14 protein-coding genes, 1 tRNA gene and 1 pseudogene are annotated in these 21,909 nt (G+C 59.6%); 1 reads left to right on the plus strand and 15 read right to left on the minus strand.

Annotated elements, in window-relative coordinates:
• The 4 genes from AB4072_RS16950 to rpsL form a co-directional block, all read right to left on the minus strand.
• A partial coding sequence (locus tag AB4072_RS16950) for a GTP-binding protein (protein WP_441969905.1) occupies positions 1 to 147 on the minus strand: 147 nt, incomplete at its 3' end.
• A 44-nt stretch (positions 148 to 191) separates the two neighbouring features.
• Entirely contained in the window at positions 192 to 2,267 is a 2,076-nt protein-coding gene (gene fusA / locus AB4072_RS16955; protein WP_441969882.1) for an elongation factor G, read from the minus strand.
• A 25-nt stretch (positions 2,268 to 2,292) separates the two neighbouring features.
• Complete coding sequence (gene rpsG, locus AB4072_RS16960; protein WP_441969884.1) at positions 2,293 to 2,763, minus strand: 30S ribosomal protein S7; 471 nt, start codon at positions 2,761 to 2,763, stop codon at positions 2,293 to 2,295.
• An 11-nt stretch (positions 2,764 to 2,774) separates the two neighbouring features.
• A complete protein-coding gene (gene rpsL, locus AB4072_RS16965; RefSeq protein ID WP_112664709.1) occupies positions 2,775 to 3,146 on the minus strand; it encodes a 30S ribosomal protein S12 in 372 nt (123 codons plus the stop codon).
• Positions 3,147 to 3,601: 455 nt separating this feature from the next.
• Between rpsL and AB4072_RS16970 the strand changes: the two genes are divergently transcribed.
• On the plus strand, positions 3,602 to 5,257 hold the full coding sequence (locus tag AB4072_RS16970) for a glycosyltransferase family 4 protein (protein ID WP_441969887.1): 1,656 nt from the start codon (positions 3,602 to 3,604) through the stop codon (positions 5,255 to 5,257).
• A gap of 216 nt (positions 5,258 to 5,473) precedes the next feature.
• On the opposite strand, the gene AB4072_RS16975 is transcribed toward AB4072_RS16970, so the two are convergent.
• The 11 genes and pseudogenes from AB4072_RS16975 to tuf form a co-directional block, all read right to left on the minus strand.
• Complete coding sequence (locus AB4072_RS16975; protein WP_441969888.1) at positions 5,474 to 8,551, minus strand: hypothetical protein; 3,078 nt, start codon at positions 8,549 to 8,551, stop codon at positions 5,474 to 5,476.
• 186 nt (positions 8,552 to 8,737) lie between these two features.
• Positions 8,738 to 12,913, minus strand: coding sequence for a DNA-directed RNA polymerase subunit beta' (rpoC, locus tag AB4072_RS16980; RefSeq protein WP_441969890.1), 4,176 nt, complete (start codon positions 12,911 to 12,913; stop codon positions 8,738 to 8,740).
• A gap of 109 nt (positions 12,914 to 13,022) precedes the next feature.
• Positions 13,023 to 17,156 carry a DNA-directed RNA polymerase subunit beta gene (gene rpoB / locus AB4072_RS16985; protein WP_441969892.1) on the minus strand — a complete coding sequence of 1,378 codons (4,134 nt, stop codon included), beginning with the start codon at positions 17,154 to 17,156 and terminating at the stop codon, positions 13,023 to 13,025.
• 247 nt (positions 17,157 to 17,403) lie between these two features.
• A complete protein-coding gene (gene rplL, locus AB4072_RS16990) occupies positions 17,404 to 17,781 on the minus strand; it encodes a 50S ribosomal protein L7/L12 (protein WP_441969893.1) in 378 nt (125 codons plus the stop codon).
• 53 nt (positions 17,782 to 17,834) lie between these two features.
• A complete protein-coding gene (gene rplJ / locus AB4072_RS16995) occupies positions 17,835 to 18,353 on the minus strand; it encodes a 50S ribosomal protein L10 (RefSeq protein WP_441969895.1) in 519 nt (172 codons plus the stop codon).
• An 802-nt stretch (positions 18,354 to 19,155) separates the two neighbouring features.
• Positions 19,156 to 19,857 (minus strand): 50S ribosomal protein L1, encoded by a 702-nt coding sequence (gene rplA / locus AB4072_RS17000; RefSeq protein ID WP_441969897.1) that lies wholly within the window; start codon positions 19,855 to 19,857, stop codon positions 19,156 to 19,158.
• Positions 19,858 to 19,868: 11 nt separating this feature from the next.
• Entirely contained in the window at positions 19,869 to 20,297 is a 429-nt protein-coding gene (rplK, locus tag AB4072_RS17005) for a 50S ribosomal protein L11 (protein WP_441969899.1), read from the minus strand.
• Positions 20,298 to 20,492: 195 nt separating this feature from the next.
• A complete protein-coding gene (gene nusG, locus AB4072_RS17010) occupies positions 20,493 to 21,026 on the minus strand; it encodes a transcription termination/antitermination protein NusG (RefSeq protein WP_441969901.1) in 534 nt (177 codons plus the stop codon).
• Positions 21,027 to 21,039: 13 nt separating this feature from the next.
• Positions 21,040 to 21,237: a preprotein translocase subunit SecE gene (gene secE / locus AB4072_RS17015; RefSeq protein ID WP_441969903.1), complete on the minus strand. Its 198-nt coding sequence runs from the start codon at positions 21,235 to 21,237 to the stop codon at positions 21,040 to 21,042.
• 160 nt (positions 21,238 to 21,397) lie between these two features.
• Positions 21,398 to 21,474 (minus strand) — tRNA-Trp (locus AB4072_RS17020).
• A 48-nt stretch (positions 21,475 to 21,522) separates the two neighbouring features.
• Positions 21,523 to 21,909, minus strand: a pseudogene (tuf, locus tag AB4072_RS17025) (elongation factor Tu); the annotation flags it as partial.

Consider the following 21,909-nt stretch of genomic DNA (forward strand, 5'->3'; position numbering starts at 1 on the left):
CTGGTCGTACGCCGTAAACGTCGCACCACCAGACTCCGCCAAAACCTTCGTAATCGCTGCCGTCAAGGACGTCTTGCCATGGTCAACGTGGCCAATCGTTCCAATGTTGCAGTGCGGCTTATTCCGCTCAAACTTTTCCTTCGCCATCGTGGCACCCGTTCGTTTTGATAGTCAGTTCTTGTTCAAAGGGTTCAGGCGTATTTCGCCTGAACCTCGGCAGCCACGTTCGATGGCACTTGTTCGTAGTGGTCGAACTGCATGGTGTAACTCGCCCGGCCTTGGCTCATGCCACGCAGGGTATTCACGTAACCGAACATGTTGGCGAGCGGGACCATCGCATTGATGACCACGGCATTCCCGCGCATGTCCTGGCCCTGGATCTGGCCACGACGGGAGTTCAAGTCACCGATCACGGAACCGGTGTAGTCCTCCGGCGTCGTAACCTCGACTTTCATCACCGGCTCGAGAAGAACCGAGCCGCCCTTCTGAAGACCTTCACGAAGTGCCGCACGCGAGGCGATTTCGAAGGCCAGAGCCGACGAGTCGACTTCGTGGAATGCGCCGTCGATCAGTTCGACCTTCACGTCGACTACGGGGAAGCCCGCAACGACGCCAGCGCCGATCACCGAGTTCAAGCCCTTTTCGACGCCCGGGATGTATTCCTTCGGAACAGCACCACCCACGATCTTCGAGTCGAACGTGAAACCAGCACCCTGTTCGTTGGGTTGAACGACGATCTTCACGCGAGCGAACTGGCCTGTACCGCCGGTCTGCTTTTTGTGGGTGTAGTCGATCTCAGCCTTCTTCGTGATGGTCTCACGATAGGCAACCTGCGGAGCACCGATATTGGCATCGACCTTGTAGGTACGACGGAGAATGTCGACCTTGATGTCGAGATGCAGTTCGCCCATGCCCTTCAGGATCGTCTGGCCCGACTCCTGGTCGGTCGAAACGCGGAAGGACGGATCTTCTGCAGCGAGCTTCGCGAGAGCAAGACCAAGCTTCTCCTGGTCGGCCTTCGACTTCGGCTCGATGGCGATCTCGATGACGGGTTCAGGGAACTCCATCCGCTCGAGAATCACAGCCTTGTTCGGATCGCAGAGCGTGTCGCCCGTGCGGACTTCCTTGAGGCCGGCGAGAGCGACGATGTCGCCCGCATAGGCTTCCTTGATGTCCTCGCGGTTGTTCGCATGCATCAGAAGCATACGACCAACGCGCTCTTTCTTGTCGCGGGTCGAGTTCAGGATGTTGGCACCGGTATCGACCTTGCCGGAGTAAACGCGGCAGAAGGTGATCGTGCCGACGAAGGGATCGTCCATGATCTTGAAGGCGAGCATGGAGAAGGCTTCGTCATCCTTCGGGCGGCGAGTCGTCGGCTCTTCGGTCTTGAAATCAAGACCTTCGATTGCTTCACGATCGGCCGGAGACGGCAGGAAATCCACGACCGCATCGAGAAGCGGCTGAACACCCTTGTTCTTGAACGCCGAACCGCAGAGCACCGGATGGAACGCGCGGCGCTGAACAGCCGTACGGATCAGGCGACGAAGGGTCGTCTCGTCGGGCTCCTGCCCGTCGAGATACGCAACCATCGCTTCGTCGTCCATTTCGACAGCGGCTTCGACAAGTTTGGCGCGATACTCCAGAGCCTGATCCTTCAGATCGGCCGGGATCTCGACTTCGTCGTACTTCGCACCCAGCGACTCACCAGACCAGACCAAGGCCTTCATCTTGATGAGATCGACCATGCCACGGAAATCGCTTTCCGCACCGATCGGGATCTGAAGGCAGACCGGCTTGCCGGCGACGCGCTTGATGATGTCGGCGACGCAGCTGAAGAAATTCGCGCCAGTCTTGTCCATCTTGTTGACGAACACGACGCGCGGAACGTCATACTTGTCGGCCTGGCGCCACACGGTCTCGGTCTGAGGCTCGACGCCCTGGTTGCCGTCAAGCACGCAAACGGCGCCATCGAGCACGCGGAGCGAACGCTCCACCTCGATGGTGAAGTCGACGTGGCCGGGGGTGTCGATGATGTTCAGGCGCTTGTCGTTCCAGAAGCAGGTGGTCGCAGCGGACGTGATCGTGATGCCACGCTCCTGCTCCTGCTCCATCCAATCCATCGTCGCGGCACCTTCGTGCACTTCGCCGATTTTGTGCGACTTACCGGTGTAATAAAGAATACGCTCGGTGGTCGTCGTCTTGCCGGCATCGATGTGGGCCATGATGCCGAAGTTACGGTAGTCCTCAATTGCGTGCGTGCGGGGCATCGCTCAGCTCCTCAAGGTCCTGCCGTTACCAGCGATAATGCGAGAACGCACGGTTGGCTTCCGCCATACGGTGGGTGTCTTCGCGCTTCTTTACCGCGTTGCCGCGATTGTTAGAGGCGTCGAGCAGCTCAGCAGAGAGCCGGTCGACCATCGTCTTGTCGTTGCGAGAACGAGCAGCCTGGATGATCCAGCGGATCGCCAGAGCCTGACGACGCTCCGTACGCACTTCGACGGGCACCTGGTAGGTGGCGCCGCCGACGCGACGGGAACGAACTTCGATCGCCGGAGCGACATTATCGAGCGCCTGCTTGAACACCTCGAGCGGGTTCGCCTTGGCGCGGTTTTCGATGATGTCGAACGCACCGTAAACGATGCCTTCGGCAGCAGACTTCTTACCGTCGTACATGATCGAATTCATGAACTTGGTAACGACGATATCCCCGAACTTGGCATCCGGGATGATCTCACGCTTCTCGGCGCTATGGCGGCGGGACATGAGGGTAACTCCTACTTCGGACGCTTGGCGCCGTACTTCGAACGACGCTGCTTACGATTCTTGACGCCCTGGGTATCGAGGACACCGCGGAGCACGTGGTAACGGACACCCGGAAGATCCTTCACGCGGCCGCCGCGGATCATGACCACGGAGTGCTCTTGAAGGTTATGGCCCTCACCGGGGATATAACCGATCACTTCGTAGCCGTTCGTCAGACGGACCTTAGCGACCTTACGAAGCGCCGAGTTCGGCTTCTTCGGAGTCGTGGTGTAAACGCGCGTGCACACACCCCGCTTCTGCGGGCATGCCTCAAGCGCGGGAACCTTATTCCGGCTCTTCTGGGCTGTCCGCGGCTTGCGGATCAGCTGGCTGATCGTTGGCATCCTGTGCCCTCTTTCACCGGCCACCGACAAAGGTGGCACTAGTCCAAAATTCTACGGTTCAGCTCTGCATCGCTTCGATTCGGCCAATCCTTCGGATCGGCGCAAAACGAAATCACGCCATCGGCCACGAAGAGCCTTTAGCGTGTTGCGAGTGCAGAGGATCACGGTGATTTCTCACCGCACTCGTGCCTCAAGCTGACGATGTGTCAGTCAGTTTTGAGTTCGACAGCGTTTAGGCGGCATCAGTCGAAGCTGGGCGCTTCAACTCGCGAACACCTACGGCCCGTCGGAAAGTCCGGGTTCTCTATCCCCCGAGTCGTGGAAAGTCAACTGATTTCCAACAATCTCTTCGGCAGGGTCGCTTTACCGGTCTCAAGGAGCCCACCCTATCCATATACGGAGGGTTTTCAAACCCTCCGATACGGTATCACGTCTCTCAAGTTGGGAGAAACGACTTGAACGCAGCGATCCATTTCGAAGGCGACGCTTTCACGATTCCAGAACAGAAGCCGATGGGCCGCCACTACGCAGGATTCGGCTTCTTGTCGGCCTTCAGTCGCCATGCATCGGCGGAAGCTGTTACCGGGTTCGTCAAGAATGATCGAACCGGTCGACACTTCCAGTCCGTGGTCGAGAATCACGTTCCCTCCCGGAGGGCGTCCTTCATCACCTCGCAGCAGGTCTCCAAGCTGAACGGGATCGGGTGCCTGTTCACGCCCAGCATTATCACGGCGTCTCAGGTCTGGGAGCGCCACGTACACGGGCCACGTTCCTGGAGCCTGACAGGGGTCAACCACACGCTCTCCTCCGCGCTGGTGATGGATGCGCTGGCGAGCTTTCCTACCCTGCCCTTCCAGCCCTGGGACGCGCTCATCTGCACCTCGAAGGCATCCCGCGAGGTGGTGTCAAAGCTGCTTCAGCGTCAGGCCGAATATCTCGTCCGTCACCTGGGGGCGACGCGGTTCACGCTTCCGCAACTGCCCGTTATCCCTCTCGGTGTGAATTGCGAAGAACGGAGCAACAACATTGCTCAGCGACCTCAGGCCCGCGCCAGTCTGGGCATCGGGACGGACGATATCGTCGTTCTCTTCCTCGGGCGGCTATCCTTTCATGCCAAAGCCAACCCGGTTCCGATGTACCTTGCCTTGGAGCGTCTCTGCGCGCGCCATCGGGTCGTTCTCATCGAATGCGGCTGGTTTGCGAACGAAGCCATCGAGAAGGCCTTCGAGGAGGCTCGGGCCAAGCTTTGCCCTTCCGTCCGCTCGATCGTGCTAGACGGCAGAAACGCGGAAATCTCCGCCCGGGCCTGGTCGGCTTCCGATATTTTCTGCTCTCTGTCCGACAATATTCAGGAAACCTTTGGCCTGACCCCGATCGAAGCCATGGCCTCCGGCCTGCCGGTCATCGTGAGCGATTGGGACGGATACAAGGACACTGTGCGCAACGGCGTGGACGGTTTCACGATCCCGACCCTCTCGGCTCCTCCTGGAACCGGGCACAAGGGAGCAATCCGCCATGCTCTCGAAATCGATTCTTACGATGTCTATATCGGTCAAGCTTCGACCGGGACGGCTGTCGATATCGATGCAACTGCTCAGGCGTTCGAAAGCCTTGCCGCCGACCCGGAATTACGGCGGCGGATGGGAGCCGCCGGGGCCGCTCGGGCGAGAGAGGCCTTCGATTGGAAAGTCATCGTTCGTAGCTACGAGCGGTTATGGGAGGAGCTCGCTTCTCTTCGGAATGCCGAAAATAACGGTCTTGAGACGGTACGCTCTCTCGCCAAAGCCTGGCCTGCCCGCCCGGACCCCTTCGAACTCTTTGCGAGCTTCCCCTCAGCGTTGCTTTCGCTCAGGCACGTCGTCCGCGTCGATCCATCGCTCGATGTAGACGATGCTGCGGAGCGGCTCAGCTTGAAAGCCTCGATGCTATCGGCCTTCGGTCACATGTCCGAAGCAGCACTTCTGCAATTTTGGCAGGGGCTTGGCCCAGAAGAAAAATCCGTGGAGGCAATTCTGGAGAACGAGACTGATGTGAGCAAGCCAGTGCTCGTTCACGCGCTCCTCCTGCTCTCCAAGATCGGCCTCATCAGGATCGACGGGCCATCCGAATGAGAATGGTCGCTCTGGGTGGCCATTTCGCTAGCCAACGGTGCCCTAGAGCGTTTCCGCCGCGTTCGACAGCGTTTAGATGGCATCGATCGAAGCTAGGCGCTTCGACAGGCGAAAATCTACGGCCAGCGGGAAAGTCCAGTCGCTTCAAAGCCCGAGTGCGGAACCTCGTTTTGCCTCGCTGGCGAATTGAGCCTACCCCCGTCCCTCCTCTGCCCGTCAGATGAAGAAGAAATCCTTATAGGAAGGCTCGCCGTACTTCTTATCGTAGGTAATGGTGGCGATTTCGAGCGCCTTTTCCTTGGTCCCCACCCCATCGGCGTCAAAGTACAGCTTATAGGTCTTGGAGCTCACCTTCTTTAGGGTGAAATAGTCATCCTTGTCTTTCGGCACGTCTGACAGGGAGATCCAACCGCTTTTCATCTTGATCGGCTTGTCCAGGCTAGCGCCCTTTTTCTTGAGATATTTGACAATGGCTTTATTGGTGAATGCCGCGTCGTCGAAATAGAGCGCGTCATACTTGGCCTGGAAATCCTTCACCTTGTCGATGTGTTGCTTGTAGTCCCGCTTCGTGACCTTGAAGTCGAACAGGAAGGCATCCTTGTTCGGGTCCGCCTTCGAGTATTTGCCGCCCGTGAGCGTATCTTTGCCGGCCCCGCCCGAGAGGGTGTCATTGCCGGCATTTCCCGAGAGAATGTCGTTACCCGCTCCGCCGAACAGACGGTCGTTGCCGAGATTGCCGGAGAGCGTATCGTTGAGCGCACCGCCGTAGAACACGTCGTTTGCGGTCGATCCAAGAGTGAACTCGGGGTTCACATCGTTGACATTGACCACGAGGGTCTTGTCGAAGGCAATCCCCTCGAGACCGGTTACATGGACGACCAGAGCATGCGAGCGCGCCTGCTCATAGTCGAGCTTGTACCCGTTTTTCACGATGAGCTTATTGCCGACAATCGTGAAACGCTCGTCATCGAAGGCATAAGTGAGATCGAAATCCTCCGTGACACTAATGGTACCGACCACCGTGCCGTTCGATGCCAACTCATCGATGGCGTTGTTCGATAAGATGATATCTGTTGGAGCGTCCGGGACGTCAGAAACTGAGAGGCTGATGATCTGGTTCCTCGAAAGATTTCCGTGATCATCTTTAGCCGTAACGATAAGATCGAGGGTCCTCCCTCCCATGGTTTCGAAATCGATACCGACCAGCAGACGGACCTTCCAGAGGTGATCCGTTGGGTCTTGAACGATTTCAACCAAGGGATTCGGGTTGAGGAGATTATATTTTACGACCTCATCTCCCTCCGGATCGACGGCGCTGAGTACACCGATGAAAGCTCCGGCGGGGGTATTTTCCGGAACCGCAAGAGCCGTCACATTGTTGAGCCTGATGTTCTCTGGACCTTCTTGCACATCGGCTACGTTAACGGTGATGACCTGCGCATATTCCGTCCCAGGGAGGTTTGGGATCAGACCTTTGATTTTGAATGTGAATGTACCATTGGCATAAGCCTCGTGGTTCAACTCGGCCTTCTGTATGAGATGACCATTCACGATCTTAAAGAAGTCGTTCGGATCAGGAGCGTTCTGGTCGAGGCGCTCGAGGGAGTACGAATAGGTCCCTGCGTCGCCGCCGACGCGAGTGATCAGGCCGAGATCGGCATGAATCGTGTTTTCCTCAACGTCGACCGTGGTGCGACCATCGACACGAATAGCGGTCGGCGGTTCGACTTGGTTGGCCACATTAATGGTAATGGGCTGGATGAAACTTCCGCCGCCATTATCATCGACCCTGATCCAGATAGTAAACTGACCGTTCTCATAAGCCTCGTAATCAAGGACCGTGCCTGGTTTGAGCCGAAGCTTGTAGTTGTAGTTCTGGTCGACCATCTCGATCAGGAAGGGCGTCTCTGTATCCATAGAGCCGTCTGGTTCGACGAGGGTATAGGTGTAAACTTGCCCCGTATCCACGTCGAACGTGGACAGCATTCCGATATCGCGGCCCGGATTGCCGTTTTCTTCAATCTCTAGAAGCGTCTGGCCGCCAACTTTAACGGCGGTTGGGTCATGGCTTGTTGGATCCGCGTCGAGTGTGAAGCGCTGCTGGAAGACATCATTACCGCTGGTCGGGCCATTGGCTATATCGGTCCAGGAGACAACCCAGCTCCCATCCGCCAAGGCGACCACCTCCGGTTGACTGACAGCTCCATGCGAACTGATCCTGACTTCGCTCCCTATCCGGGCGCCGCTACTGCTATAGACTTGCTGGTAAAGGCCTTGAGCGGCATAGTTGTTTCCCCAGATTCCATCCGCCTTCCAGACCACGACCCAGCCGCCATTGGCCAGCGCGGTGACTGTCGCGGAGCTGCGGGCACCCTCCGTATTGGCATTGACGAGGAGTTCACCACCTAGCCTGTTGCCGGATTGGTCGAAAACCTGGAGAAAGATTCCTCCTTCGTCGACATTGTTCGGCTGGGTACCATCTCCCGACCAGACCACGACCCAGCGTCCGTCCGCCAGGGTGGCGGCATCGGGATCATGCTGGACATTGGGTACAGTGGTATTGACCCGTATCTCGCCGCCAACTCGCTGGCCGAGAGCATTGTAAACCTGCTGAAAGACTCCATAGCCGGTGTAGAAGCCGTCCTCTTGACCCGGTACCGTTCCTTCACCGTCCCATGTGACGACCCAGCCGCCATTGGCCAATGCCATGACCTTAGAACCACCAACCCACTGACTGGTATTGACCTTGGTTGGGGCACCGATCGGGCCCGATGCACCGAAGATTTGATAGGCAATTCCGCCGACGCTGGCATCACTTTCGTTCCAGGTGACAACCCACTTGCCTGCATTCACACCTGTCAGCGCCGTTACGGAAGGATACGCCCCGCTGTGTATCGAGATCAGGATCTCGGATCCGATGGCCGTAATGGCATTGTTGCGAAAGCCGTAAACCTGCTGATAAGCTTGACTATGACCGGATGTATTCTCTGCGCCGTGTCCCCACCACGTGACCACCCAATCCCCATTAGGTAGAGCAGTAATTGTGGAATTAGCTTGAGACTGGTCTACCGTTGTGTTGACACGAAGTTCGCCACCAACCGGGTTGCCATCAACATCATAGACTTGCTGGAAGACGCCGACAGCGTCGGCGTTATCATCCTGGGTTCCATTGCCATACCAAGTGACTACCCAGCCACCACCCGGCAAACTGGCGATCTGAGGCTCAGTTTGGAGGCCCGCCGTCGTAGTGTTTACGCGGACTTCATTGCCTACCCTAATGATAGTTTGTGCCATAGAGCCGACCTCCTGCGCCAAGCTCGATCAAGGAATTCTTATAGTAAATCGCGATGAGATAACATAACATAACCTCAATGAAAACCCGTAGCCGGATGGGACTGTTTACTTTCTGCTTGTCCCGCAACGAAAAAGGCCGCCCGAGGGGGCGGCCTTTTCTCTTTATTTCGTTGCAAACCGAATAGCTTATTCCGCCGCTGACGGCAGTTCGGTGACCTTGGCCTGCGATTCTGAACGCTTCTGCTGCAGGATTAGATCGTCGCGACGGGTCGCGACGGCCTTGAGCTGCGCGTTGAGAGCGCCCGTACCGGCCGGGATCAGGCTGCCGACGATGACGTTCTCCTTGAGGCCTTCCAGCGTATCGACCTTACCGTTGACCGCCGCTTCCGTAAGGACGCGGGTGGTTTCCTGGAAGGATGCCGCCGAGATGAAGGAGCGCGTCTGCAGCGAAGCCTTCGTGATACCGAGCAGAACCGGCACGCCAGCGGCGGGCTTCTTCTTCTCGGCCTCGAGCTTCTCGTTGATCTCCTGGAGCTCCAGGCGGTCAATCTGCTCGCCGTTCAAAAGCTCGGAATCGCCGCCGTCGGTGATCTCAACCTTCTGCAGCATCTGGCGAACGATCACCTCGATGTGCTTGTCGTTGATGAGCACGCCCTGGAGACGATAGACCTCCTGGATCTCGTTCACGAGATAGGCCGCCAGCTCCTCGACGCCCTTGATCGCAAGGATGTCATGCGGAGCCGGGTTGCCGTCGACGATGAAATCACCGACCTCGACCACGTCGCCGTCCTGCAGGTGGATGTGCTTGCCCTTCGGGATCAAGTATTCCACCGGCTCGGAGCCATCGTGCGGGGTGAGCGTCAGGCGACGCTTGTTCTTGTAGTCGCGGCCGAACTGGATCGTACCGGATTTCTCCGCAATGATCGCCGCATCTTTCGGACGACGCGCCTCGAACAGTTCCGCCACGCGCGGCAGACCGCCCGTGATGTCGCGGGTTTTGGCGCTCTCCGTCGAGACGCGTGCGAGCACGTCACCGGCCTTGAGCTTCGTGCCCGGATCGGCCGCGAGGATCGCATCGACCGGCAGAAGGTAACGAGCGTCGCTACCGCGAGCAAGCTTGGCGACCTTGCCACCCTTGCCCTCGATGATCACCGCCGGACGCAGGTCGGCCGTACGGGCCGAACCGCGCCAATCGATGACGACGCGCTTGGCGATGCCGGTGGACTCGTCCATCGACTCGATCATCGACTGGCCGTCGACGAGATCCTCGTAGCCCACGGTACCGTCGATCTCGGTGAGGATCGGACGGCTGTAGGGATCCCACTCGGCGATACGCTGGCCGCGCTTGATCTTGTCGCCCTCATCCACCTTGAGACGCGAACCGTATTGCAGACGGTGCGCCGCCCGCTCGGTTCCGTCCGAACCGGTGATGACCACCGCCACGTTACGGCCCATGATGATGAGTTCGCCATCGGAGTTACGGGCGATGTTCTTGTTGCGGAAGCTGATCGTGCCTTCGAAGCTCGACTCGACGAATGACGAGTCTGCGATCTGCGCAGCACCACCGATGTGGAAGGTACGCATGGTAAGCTGCGTGCCCGGCTCGCCGATGGACTGCGCCGCGATGACGCCGACCGCTTCGCCGTGGTTGACCGGAGTACCGCGAGCAAGATCGCGACCGTAGCAGGTGGCGCAGACGCCGTTCTTCGATGCGCAGACGAGCACCGAACGGATCTTCACTTCCTGGATACCGGCAGCGTTGATCGCCTCCAGATGCTGCTCCTCGATCATCGTGCCCGTGGGAACGATGATCGTGCCGTCGGTCGCCACGAGATCCTCAGCCGTCGAGCGGCCGAGAATGCGGGAAGTCAACGTCGCGACCACCTGGCCCGCGTCGATGATGGCCCGCATGCGGATGCCCTTGTCGGTCCCGCAATCCGGCTCGCGAATGACCGCGTCCTGCGCCACGTCCACGAGACGGCGGGTCAGGTAGCCCGAGTTAGCCGTCTTGAGCGCCGTGTCGGCCAGACCCTTACGGGCGCCGTGGGTCGAGTTGAAGTACTCGAGAACGTCGAGGCCTTCCTTGAAGTTCGAGATGATCGGCGTTTCGATGATCTCGCCCGACGGCTTGGCCATGAGGCCGCGCATAGCAGCGAGCTGCTTCATCTGCGCTGGCGAACCACGAGCACCCGAATGGGACATCATGTAGATCGAGTTGACCGGCTTATCGCGACCGTTCTCGTCCTTCTTGACGGACGAAATGCGGTTCATCATCTCGCCGGCCAGACGGTCCGAGCACTTCGCCCAGGCGTCGACGACCTTGTTGTACTTCTCACCCTGGGTGATCAGACCGTCCTGATACTGCTGCTCGTAATCCTTCACGAGCGTGCGTGTCTCCTCGACGATCTCCCACTTGTTCTCCGGGATCACCATGTCGTCCTTGCCGAACGAGATGCCGGCGCGGAACGCATTGTAGAAACCGAGCTTCATGATGCGATCGCAGAAGATCACCGACTCCTTCTGACCGCAATGCCGATACACGGCATCGATCATGTTGGAGATTTCCTTCTTCGTCATGAGCTTGTTCACGACTTCGTAAGGCAGGTTCGGATGCGACGGCACGAGGCGCGAAAGCATGACGCGACCGGCGGTCGTGTCGATGATCTTGGTCACGGGCTTTCCGTCTTCGCCGAGGCCTTCCCAGCGATAGCGGATCTTGGTGTGAAGCGTGATGACCTTCGCGTTCAGGGCATGCTCGATCTCGCCCATGTCTGCGAAAGCCTTGCCCTCACCAGGCTCGCCTTCGGACATGATGGAGAGATAGTAGAGACCGAGAACGATATCCTGCGACGGCACGATGATCGGCTGACCGTTGGCCGGGTGCAGGATGTTGTTGGTCGACATCATGAGCACGCGTGCTTCGAGCTGCGCTTCGAGCGACAGCGGCACGTGAACGGCCATCTGGTCGCCGTCGAAGTCCGCGTTGAACGCGGCGCAGACGAGCGGGTGCAGCTGGATCGCCTTGCCCTCGATCAGGGTGGGTTCGAACGCCTGGATACCGAGACGGTGCAGCGTGGGCGCGCGGTTCAGGAGAACCGGGTGCTCGCGGATGACTTCGTCCAGGATATCCCAAACCTCGGGCTTCTCCTTCTCGACCAGCTTCTTCGCCTGCTTGACGGTGGCGGACAGGCCGCGCGCGTCGAGCTTGGCGTAGATGAACGGCTTGAAGAGTTCGAGCGCCATCTTCTTCGGCAGGCCGCACTGATGGAGCTTGAGCTCCGGACCCACCACGATGACCGAACGGCCCGAGTAATCGACGCGCTTGCCGAGCAGGTTCTGACGGAAGCGGCCCTGCTTGCCCTTGAGCATGTCGGCGAGCGACTTCAGCGGACGCTTGTTGGCGCCCGTGATGACGCGGCCACGGCGGCCGTTGTCGAACAGAGCGTCAACCGCTTCCTGAAGCATGCGCTTCTCGTTGCGGATGATGATGTCCGGCGCACGCAGTTCGATCAGCCGCTTCAAGCGGTTGTTGCGGTTGATGACGCGGCGATAGAGATCGTTCAGGTCCGATGTCGCGAAGCGACCGCCGTCCAGCGGGACGAGCGGGCGCAGATCCGGCGGGATCACCGGAACGACGGTCAGGATCATCCACTCGGGCTTGTTGCCGGACTGAATGAACGCCTCGATGATCTTGAGGCGCTTCATCAGCTTCTTCGGCTTCAGTTCCGAAGTGGTCGTCGAGATTTCCTCGCGGGTATCGGCCGCGACTTTCTCAAGGTCGAGTTCCTGCAAGATACGACGGATCGCCTCGGCGCCGATCATGGCCGTGAACGAATCCTCGCCGTACTCGTCCTGAGCGCGGATGTATTCGTCTTCCGTGAGGAGCTGACGGTCCTTCAACGGCGACAGACCCGCATCGACGACGATGTAGGATTCGAAATAGAGAATGCGCTCCAGATCCTTGAGCGTCATGTCGAGCAACAGACCGATGCGGCTCGGCAACGACTTCAGGAACCAGATGTGAGCGACGGGAGCGGCCAGCTCGATATGGCCCATACGGTCGCGCCGAACGCGCGCGAGGGTCACTTCGACGCCGCACTTCTCGCAGATCACGCCCTTGTACTTCATGCGCTTGTACTTGCCGCACAAGCACTCGTAATCCTTGATGGGACCGAAGATGCGCGCGCAGAACAAGCCGTCACGTTCGGGCTTGAACGTGCGGTAGTTGATGGTCTCCGGCTTCTTGATCTCACCGTAGGACCAGGACAGAATTTTTTCCGGGCTCGAGATCGAGATCTTGATCTGATCGAAGCTCTGCGGCTGGGCCGTCTGATTGAAGAGATTCATGACCTCTTGAGTCATCGTCGTCTCCTAGCTGGAGGGGCCGATGCGGCTCCCTCTCCGGCAATTGAATGATGCCGCGGCTCGAAATGGCCGCGGCCCGATCGTCAAACTTCGCGCGTCGCGCCGCTTATTCCGCTGCCTCGGAGGGAGGCAGTTGGTCCTGCTCGCCCGCGACCTGCTTGGAGTTGGTCAACTCCACATTCAGGCCGAGAGACCGCATTTCCTTCACGAGAACGTTGAAGCTCTCCGGAATACCGGACTCGAACGTGTCGTCACCGCGAACAATGGCTTCGTAGACCTTGGTGCGGCCCGCCACGTCGTCCGACTTGACGGTGAGCATTTCCTGCAAGGTGTACGCGGCGCCGTAAGCTTCGAGCGCCCACACTTCCATTTCACCGAAGCGCTGACCGCCGAACTGCGCCTTACCGCCCAACGGCTGCTGGGTAACGAGGCTGTACGGACCGATCGAACGGGCGTGGATCTTGTCGTCGACCAGGTGGTGGAGCTTCAGCATGTAGATGTAGCCCACAGTGACCTTACGATCGAAGGACTCGCCGGTGCGTCCGTCATAGAGCGTGACCTGACCCGACGGGTCGAGACCCGCCTTCGCCAGCATCGCCTCGATGTCGGATTCCTTCGCGCCGTCGAAGACCGGCGTCGCGAAAGGAACGCCGCGGCGCAGGTTCTTGCCGAGCTCGACAAGTTCCTCATCCGAAGCCTCGTCGATGTCCGACGACTTGCCGTAGATCGCCGACAGCTCGTCACGCAGCGCCTTGGCCTTGCCCGACTTCATGTAGACATCGACCGCCAGGGCGACCTGCTTGCCGAGACCGGCAGCAGCCCAACCAAGGTGCGTCTCGAGGATCTGACCGACATTCATGCGGCTCGGCACGCCGAGCGGGTTCAACACGATATCGGCATGCGTGCCGTCCTCGAGGAACGGCATGTCCTCGATGGGAACGATACGCGACACGACACCCTTGTTGCCGTGACGGCCGGCCATCTTGTCGCCCGGCTGGATCTTGCGCTTCACCGCCACGAAGACCTTGACCATCTTCATGACGCCGGGCGGAAGTTCGTCGCCGCGCTGAAGCTTTTCGACCTTGTCGAGGAAGCGCTGTTCAAGACGCTTCTTGGACTCGTCGTATTGCTTCTGGATGGCTTCGATTTCCGTCATGCGCGCGTCGTCGGCGACGGCGAACTGCCACCATTGCGAACGCGGATGTTCGCTGAGCATTTCGCGCGTCAGCTTCGCATCCTTCTTGGCGCCCTTCGGGCCTGCGACAATCTTCTGACCGTCGAGAATTTCAGCCAGACGGGCATAGGTGTTGCGGTCGAGGATCGCTTGCTCGTCGTCGCGGTCCTTGGCGAGACGCTCGATTTCCTCGCGCTCGATAGCCTGAGCGCGCTCGTCCTTGTCGACACCGTGACGGTTGAAGACACGGACTTCCACGATGGTGCCCGTGACGCCCGGAGGCACGCGAAGCGAGGTATCGCGAACGTCGGAAGCCTTCTCGCCGAAGATGGCGCGCAGAAGTTTCTCTTCCGGCGTCATCGGGCTTTCACCCTTCGGCGTGATCTTGCCGACGAGGATATCGCCCGCATGAACTTCCGCACCGATGTACACGATGCCGGCTTCGTCGAGGTTCTTCAGCGCCTCTTCCGAAACGTTCGGAATGTCGCGCGTGATTTCCTCAGGACCCAGCTTCGTATCGCGGGCCATCACTTCAAACTCCTCGATGTGGATCGAGGTGAAGACGTCGTCCTTCACGATGCGTTCGGAAAGCAGGATCGAGTCTTCGAAGTTGTAGCCGTTCCAGGGCATGAACGCGACGAGCACGTTACGGCCGAGCGCCAGCTCGCCGAGATCGGTCGAGGGACCGTCGGCGATGATGTCGCCCTTGCGCACGATGTCGCCGGCGCGGATCAGCGGCTTCTGCGTGATGCAGGTCGACTGGTTCGAGCGCTGGAACTTCTGCAGGCGGTAGATGTCGACACCGGGCTTGGTCGGGTCGGTCTCTTCCGTCGCGCGGATAACGATACGGGTCGCATCCACCTGATCGACGATGCCTGCGCGGCGGGCCGCGATGGCAGCGCCGGAGTCGCGAGCGACGACGGCTTCCATACCCGTTCCGACGAACGGCGCGTCAGCCTGCACGAGCGGCACGGCCTGACGTTGCATGTTCGAGCCCATGAGCGCGCGGTTCGCGTCGTCGTTCTCGAGGAACGGGATGAGCGCGGCCGCAACCGAAACAACCTGCTTCGGCGACACGTCCATGAGGTCGACGCGGTCGGGCGAAACGAGGATCGTTTCACCGGCGCGGCGGCAGACAACCAGTTCTTCCGTCAGCTTACCACCGGCATCGATATCGGCGTTGGCCTGGGCGACGTTGTACTTCGCCTCTTCCATGGCCGACAGATAGACGACCTCGGTCGTCACCTTGCTGTCGCGAACGCGACGGAAAGGCGCTTCGATGAAGCCGTACTTGTTCACGCGGGCGAAGGTCGCCAGCGAGTTGATGAGACCGATATTCGGACCTTCCGGCGTCTCAATCGGGCAGATACGGCCGTAATGGGTGGTGTGAACGTCGCGCACCTCGAAGCCGGCGCGCTCGCGGGTGAGACCACCCGGGCCAAGCGCCGAAAGACGACGCTTGTGCGTGACTTCGGAGAGCGGGTTGGTCTGATCCATGAACTGCGAGAGCTGCGACGAGCCGAAGAACTCGCGCACGGCGGCGGCCGCCGGCTTCGCATTGATCAGATCCTGCGGCATGACCGTGTCGATATCGACCGAGGACATGCGCTCCTTAATGGCGCGCTCCATGCGCAGGAGGCCCAGGCGATACTGGTTCTCCATGAGTTCGCCGACCGAACGCACACGACGGTTGCCCAGGTGATCGATGTCGTCGATTTCGCCCTTGCCGTCGCGCAGATCCACGAGCGCCTTGGCTACCGCGAGAATGTCCTCGCGACGCAGCGTGCGCACAGTGTCCTCGGCGTCGAGGTCGAGACGCATGTTCATCTTCACGCGACCGACTGCCGAGAGATCGTAGCGCTCGGAATCGAAGAACAGCGAATGGAACATCGCTTCCGCCGTCTCGAGGATCGGCGGCTCGCCCGGACGCATGACGCGGTAGATGTCGAACAAGGCTTCCTCGCGCGAGGAGTTCTTGTCGACGGCAAGCGTGTTGCGGATGTAGGGACCGATATTGACGTGATCGATGTCGAGCACCGGAATCTCGGCGTAGCCGGCTTCCTCCAACCCCTTCAGGAGCTTCTCGTTGATCTCGTCGCCGGCCTCGGCATGGATCTCACCCGTCTTCATGTTGACGAGATCTTCGGCGATGTACTGGCCGTAGAGGTCCTCGTCAGCCGCGCGAAGAGCCTTGAGGCCCTTCTCGGCGAGTTGGCGAGCGGTACGGGCGGTCAGCTTCTTGCCGACTTCGAGCACGACCTCGCCGGAATCGGCGTCGATCAGGTCGACGCTGGCCTTGAAGCCCTTCATGCGCTCGGCATCGAAGGGAACACGCCAGCCGTCTTTCTTCGCCTTCTTGTAGACGACGCGGTTGTAGAAGGTATCGAGAATTTCGTTACCGTTCAGGCCCAGCGCGTAGAGAAGCGACGTCGCCGGGAGCTTACGCTTCCGGTCGATGCGGGCATAAACGATGTCCTTGGCGTCGAACTCGATGTCGAGCCAGGAACCGCGATACGGGATGATGCGAGCGGCAAAGAGCAGCTTGCCCGAGGAATGGGTCTTGCCCTTGTCGTGATCGAAGAACACGCCCGGCGAACGGTGCATCTGCGAGACGATGACGCGCTCGGTACCGTTGACGATGAAGGTGCCGTTGTCCGTCATGAGCGGCATGTCGCCCATGTAGACATCCTGCTCCTTGATGTCCTTGACCGATCGAGCCGCAGTATCCGGATCCACATCGAACACGATCAGACGAAGAGTGACCTTCAGCGGCGCGGCAAAGGTCATGCCACGCTGACGGCACTCGTCGACGTCATATTTCGGCTGCTCGAACGTATACTTCACGAATTCGAGCAGAGCGGTATTCGAAAAGTCCGAAATCGGGAAAACCGACTTGAAGACGGCCTGAAGGCCCTCTTCCAGGCGACCGCCCTTGGGCTCGTCGACCATCAGGAACTGGTCATAGGATGCCTTTTGAACCTCGATGAGGTTCGGCATCTCCGCCACTTCCTTGATTTTCCCGAAGAACTTGCGAATACGCTTCCGGCCGATCAGTGTATTGGCCATCTGGACCTCGTTCCTCATAAACGGCTGATCGAGCCCCTTGCCCAGGGGCCGGACCAGCCGCCCAGCGGTCTATTGCCGCCAGCTCGCACCACCGAAATCGGACCCATTCCAGAGCCCGTAACCGCCGCCCTGACGCTTCACCGTCTTGGACGACACAACGGCCCCAAGCAAAAAGAGCCTGGGACCGCTGGTTTTTTGTCCCCCGAACCGAGTCCGGGGAATTTTCACGACCTTGCGGCCGTGAAAATTACTTGAGCTCGACCTTAGCGCCGACCTTCTCAAGGGTTTCCTTGATCTTCTGGGCTTCGTCCTTCGAAGCGCCTTCCTTGACGGGCTTCGGAGCGCCTTCGACGAGGTCCTTGGCTTCCTTCAGGCCGAGACCCGTGATGCCGCGGACTTCCTTAATGACTTCGATCTTCTTGTCGCCAGCCGAAGCGAGAACAACCGTGAACTCGGTCTGCTCTTCAGCAGCGGCAGCGCCGCCACCACCAGCCGGAGCAGCCGCAACAGCGACGGCAGCAGCGGCGGAAACGCCCCACTTCTCTTCGAGGAGCTTCGCGAGCTCAGCAGCCTCGAGAACGGTCAGCGACGAAAGATCGTCAACAAGCTTGGCAAGATCAGCCATGGATTTCAGTCCTTAAGTTCGGTTCGAACAGTTGATGGTTAAGGGTTACGGCCTCACGCCGCTTCGCCTGTCTTGGCATAGGCCCCGAAAACGCGGGCGAGCTTCGCCGCCGGCGCTGTTGAGAGCTGAGCGATCTTGGTAGCCGGAGCCTGGATAAGGCCGACCAGCTTGGCGCGCAGTTCATCAAGGGACGGCAGAGTGGCAAGTGCCTTGACTCCGTCCACATTCAGGGTGGTCGTGCCCATTGCCCCGCCGAGAATAACGAGCTTGTCGTTAGCCTTGGCGAAATCGACAGCGACCTTGGGCGCCGCGACCGGATCGCTCGAATAAGCGATCAGGGTCGGACCTTTCATAAGGCCCGAGATGGACGCGACGTCCGTGCCTTCGAGAGCGATCTTGGCGAGGCTGTTTTTTGCGACCTTCACGGTGGCGCCAACCTGCTTCATCTGCGCGCGCAGCTTCTGCATGTCGGCGACCGTCAGGCCAGCATAGTGGGCGACGACGACCACGTTCGTGTTCGTGAACACGCCGTTGAGCGTCGAGACGAGCTCGCGTTTTGCTGCTCTTTCCACTTGGCTCTCTCCGGTTGGCGGAAAAATTCCGCCGGTTGCATCTGCCGCCTAAGGACCTCGCGACTTGCGTCCCGAGTCGCCCTCAAGCGACGCTCTCGCAAGCCCTGTCCCCCAAGCGCGCCCTGTCGGGCAAGCCGGGTGAGATGGTTCGAACCGATCTTCGACATCCGCTTTCGCGGATTAAAATTCGGCTTCCCCCGTCTATGCAGGCCCTCACGAATTAAGCTGGGCAAGCCAGCGCCTGCAGTCTCGGACAGGACATAGCCGGATGAAGCCAAAGGTTTCCCTTTGACCTTTCCGGCTTGTCACCGCTTCGTCTCCGAAGCGGATTCGTTGCCGCCGGCTCCGCTACTCTAGACAGCAGCTCCTGCCGGACGGCGATGTTCATGAATCTAGAACGCGTTCCATAAGCCGTTTTGCTGCAAATGCCAAGGGGGAAATTGCAGCATGTGACGATACGGAGTTAGGCAGTTAAGAACGGCGGAAGTCGGTTTCAAGCCCCCACCCGGTCCGCGGAGATCTGCTCAGACCATATGTCTTTTAGGATGGTCCGGATCGTCGTGCGCCCGACAAAGATGCGATAGATCGCGCAGAACGCGGCTGCGACAACGCTTATCGCTTCGAGAAGAGTGAGAAAGCCGGAAAAGTGGTCGAGCGGCATCGTAAAAAGAATAAAGTTGCAATTTTCTAAGGGTCAATAGCCCCATGAGGCGGTCAAGAAAAAAGCCCGGCATTTCTGCCGGGCTTTCGATTCATGGATCGCAGGGCAGCCGGAACTCGGCCACCGCGATGCTAGACAACCTTAGCCGTTCAGGACCGACGACGGATCGACCTTCACACCCGGGCCCATCGTCGAGGAGATCGCGATGCGCTGGATGTAGGTGCCCTTGGCGCCGGCGGGCTTCGCCTTGGCGACGGAATCCGCGAAAGCTTTGATGTTCTCGACAAGCTTGGCTTCGTCGAACGAGGCCTTGCCGATACCGGCATGGACGATACCAGCCTTCTCGACGCGGAACTCGACCGCGCCGCCCTTGGCGGCAGCGACGGCGGCCTTGATGTCCATGGTCACGGTGCCGACCTTCGGGTTCGGCATCATGCCGCGCGGGCCGAGCACCTTACCGAGACGGCCGACGAGCGGCATCATGTCCGGGGTCGCGATGCAGCGATCGAAATCGATCGTGCCGCCGTTGACGATCTCGAAGAGATCCTCAGCGCCGACAACATCCGCACCAGCCGCCTTGGCCTCTTCGGCCTTCGCGCCACGAGCGAACACACCCACGCGGAGCGTACGGCCCGAGCCATTCGGCAGGTTGCAGACGCCACGGACCATCTGGTCGGCGTGACGCGGATCGACGCCGAGATTCATGGCGACTTCCACGGTCTCGTCGAACTTCGCCTTGGCGCGTTCCTTGAGAAGCTTCACCGCATCCTGGATGGTGTAGAGCTTGGTGGGTTCGATGCCCTCGCGGGCTGCGCGGACGCGCTTACCTTCTTTAGTAGCCATCGTACCCTCCCTTACGCCACTTCAAGGCCCATCGAGCGCGCGGAGCCCTCGATCATGGCCATGGCGGATTCAACGCTGTCGCAGTTGAGATCGACCATCTTCTTTTCGGCGATCTCACGGATCTGAGCGCGCGTGACCTTACCGGCCTTGGCGCCCTTGCCCGGGGTCTGCGAGCCCTTTTCGAGCTTTGCCGCCTTCTTGAGGAAGTACGACACCGGCGGCTGCTTCATCTCGAAGGTGAAGGAACGATCCTGATACGCGGTGATAACCACCGGAATCGGCGTGCCCTTCTCCATCTGCGAGGTCTTCGCATTGAAGGCCTTGCAGAATTCCATGATGTTCAAGCCGCGCTGACCGAGCGCGGGACCGATTGGCGGCGACGGATTGGCGGCGCCGGCGGGTACCTGGAGCTTAACGTAGCCCGAGATTTTCTTTGCCATGGGACTGCTCCCCAATGGACCATCCCTCCGATGCCAATCGGACGAGACGGTGGTTGCAGATCGCGGTCCGGCCCTGAATGCTCCCGGCTGGCGACCGGGCGGACCTCCCGCGAGTGAAAAGCGAATGGTGGGTGGCGAATGGCGAATAGAGCATCAGCTTCCATTCGCCACTCGCAATTCGCCACTCGCCAACAGTCAGAGCTTGTCGACCTGACCGTATTCGAGTTCGACCGGCGTGGCGCGGCCGAAAATGGACACCGCCACCTTGAGGCGAGCCCGAGCTTCGTCGACATCCTCGACGATGCCGTTGAAAGAAGCGAAGGGGCCATCCGAAACACGGACCTGCTCGCCCACCTCGAAATGAACCGACGGCTTGGGATGCTCGACACCCTCGGCCACCTGTCCCTTGATGCGCTCGGCTTCACGATCCGGGATCGGAACAGGCTTGGCCTTATCCGCACCGAGGAAGCCCGTCACTTTCGGGGTGTTCTTGATCAGGTGATAGACCTCGTCGGTGAGGTCGCACTTCACGAGAACATAACCTGGGAAGAACTTGCGCTCGGTGTCGACCTTACGGCCGCGGCGCACTTCGACCACCTTCTCGGTGGGAACCAGAACTTCCTCGAACTTGTCTTCGAGATTACGCTGGGCTGCCTGATCCTTGATGGATTGAGCAACCTTGTTCTCGAAATTCGAATAAGCGTGGACGATGTACCAACGCTTCGTCATCGCATCCACCTCACTAGCCGCCCAGTCCCATGATAAAGCGGACACCCCAGCCCATCAGCTGATCGGCCGCGAAGAAGAAGACACTCGCCAGAACGACCATCAGAAACACCATGGCCGTCGTGATCATGGTTTCCTTGCGGGTCGGCCAAGTGACCTTCGCGGCCTCAGAGCGGACTTGCTGGATAAAGTCAAACGGGTTCGTCTTCGCCATCGCGCTCCGCCCGTGCCCCATTGGGCCACGGAACGTCCTCTGATGGGCTCTCGCGGGCCCAAATTGAAGGGGCGCGGAGCATTTAAGCTTCGCGCCACCTAATGAAAACTCATATTGTCGCGGCGCTCTCTAACGCAAAACGCCCGCTTTGTCGATCCACTGGCAGGAGTGGAGGGACTCGAACCCCCAACCCCCGGTTTTGGAGACCGGTGCTCTAGCCAATTGAGCTACACTCCTACAGTGGACCAACGGGCGGCGGCGAACCGCCGCCCGAAGAGAATATGATTAATCCAAGACCTGAGCGACGACGCCGGCGCCGACGGTGCGGCCACCTTCACGGATAGCGAAGCGGAGCTTCTCTTCCATGGCGATCGGAACGATCAGCTGAACTTCCATGGCGATGTTGTCGCCAGGCATCACCATCTCGGTGCCTTCCGGCAGCGTCACAACACCCGTCACGTCCGTCGTGCGGAAGTAGAACTGCGGACGGTAGTTCGTGAAGAACGGCGTATGACGGCCGCCCTCTTCCTTGGTGAGGATGTAAGCCTCAGCCTTGAACTTCGTGTGCGGCTTGATCGAGCCGGGCTTGCACAGCACCTGGCCGCGCTCGACGTCCTCGCGCTTCGTACCACGAAGCAGAACGCCCACGTTGTCGCCGGCCTGACCCTGATC

It is taken from the genome of Microvirga sp. 2MCAF38, assembly GCF_052115485.1.
Taxonomy (GTDB): Bacteria; Pseudomonadota; Alphaproteobacteria; order Rhizobiales; family Beijerinckiaceae; genus Microvirga.

What these genes read in the sequence shown, in the direction of transcription:
- fusA (WP_441969882.1), bottom strand. Translation starts at nt 2,267, where the DNA reads ATGCCCCGCACGCACGCAATTGAGGACTACCGTAACTTCGGCATCATG.
- rpsG (WP_441969884.1), bottom strand. Translation starts at nt 2,763, where the DNA reads ATGTCCCGCCGCCATAGCGCCGAGAAGCGTGAGATCATCCCGGATGCC.
- rpsL (WP_112664709.1), bottom strand. Translation starts at nt 3,146, where the DNA reads ATGCCAACGATCAGCCAGCTGATCCGCAAGCCGCGGACAGCCCAGAAG.
- AB4072_RS16975 (WP_441969888.1), bottom strand. Translation starts at nt 8,551, where the DNA reads ATGGCACAAACTATCATTAGGGTAGGCAATGAAGTCCGCGTAAACACT.
- rpoC (WP_441969890.1), bottom strand. Translation starts at nt 12,913, where the DNA reads ATGACTCAAGAGGTCATGAATCTCTTCAATCAGACGGCCCAGCCGCAG.
- rpoB (WP_441969892.1), bottom strand. Translation starts at nt 17,156, where the DNA reads ATGGCCAATACACTGATCGGCCGGAAGCGTATTCGCAAGTTCTTCGGG.
- rplL (WP_441969893.1), bottom strand. Translation starts at nt 17,781, where the DNA reads ATGGCTGATCTTGCCAAGCTTGTTGACGATCTTTCGTCGCTGACCGTT.
- rplA (WP_441969897.1), bottom strand. Translation starts at nt 19,857, where the DNA reads ATGGCTACTAAAGAAGGTAAGCGCGTCCGCGCAGCCCGCGAGGGCATC.
- rplK (WP_441969899.1), bottom strand. Translation starts at nt 20,297, where the DNA reads ATGGCAAAGAAAATCTCGGGCTACGTTAAGCTCCAGGTACCCGCCGGC.
- nusG (WP_441969901.1), bottom strand. Translation starts at nt 21,026, where the DNA reads ATGACGAAGCGTTGGTACATCGTCCACGCTTATTCGAATTTCGAGAAC.
- secE (WP_441969903.1), bottom strand. Translation starts at nt 21,237, where the DNA reads ATGGCGAAGACGAACCCGTTTGACTTTATCCAGCAAGTCCGCTCTGAG.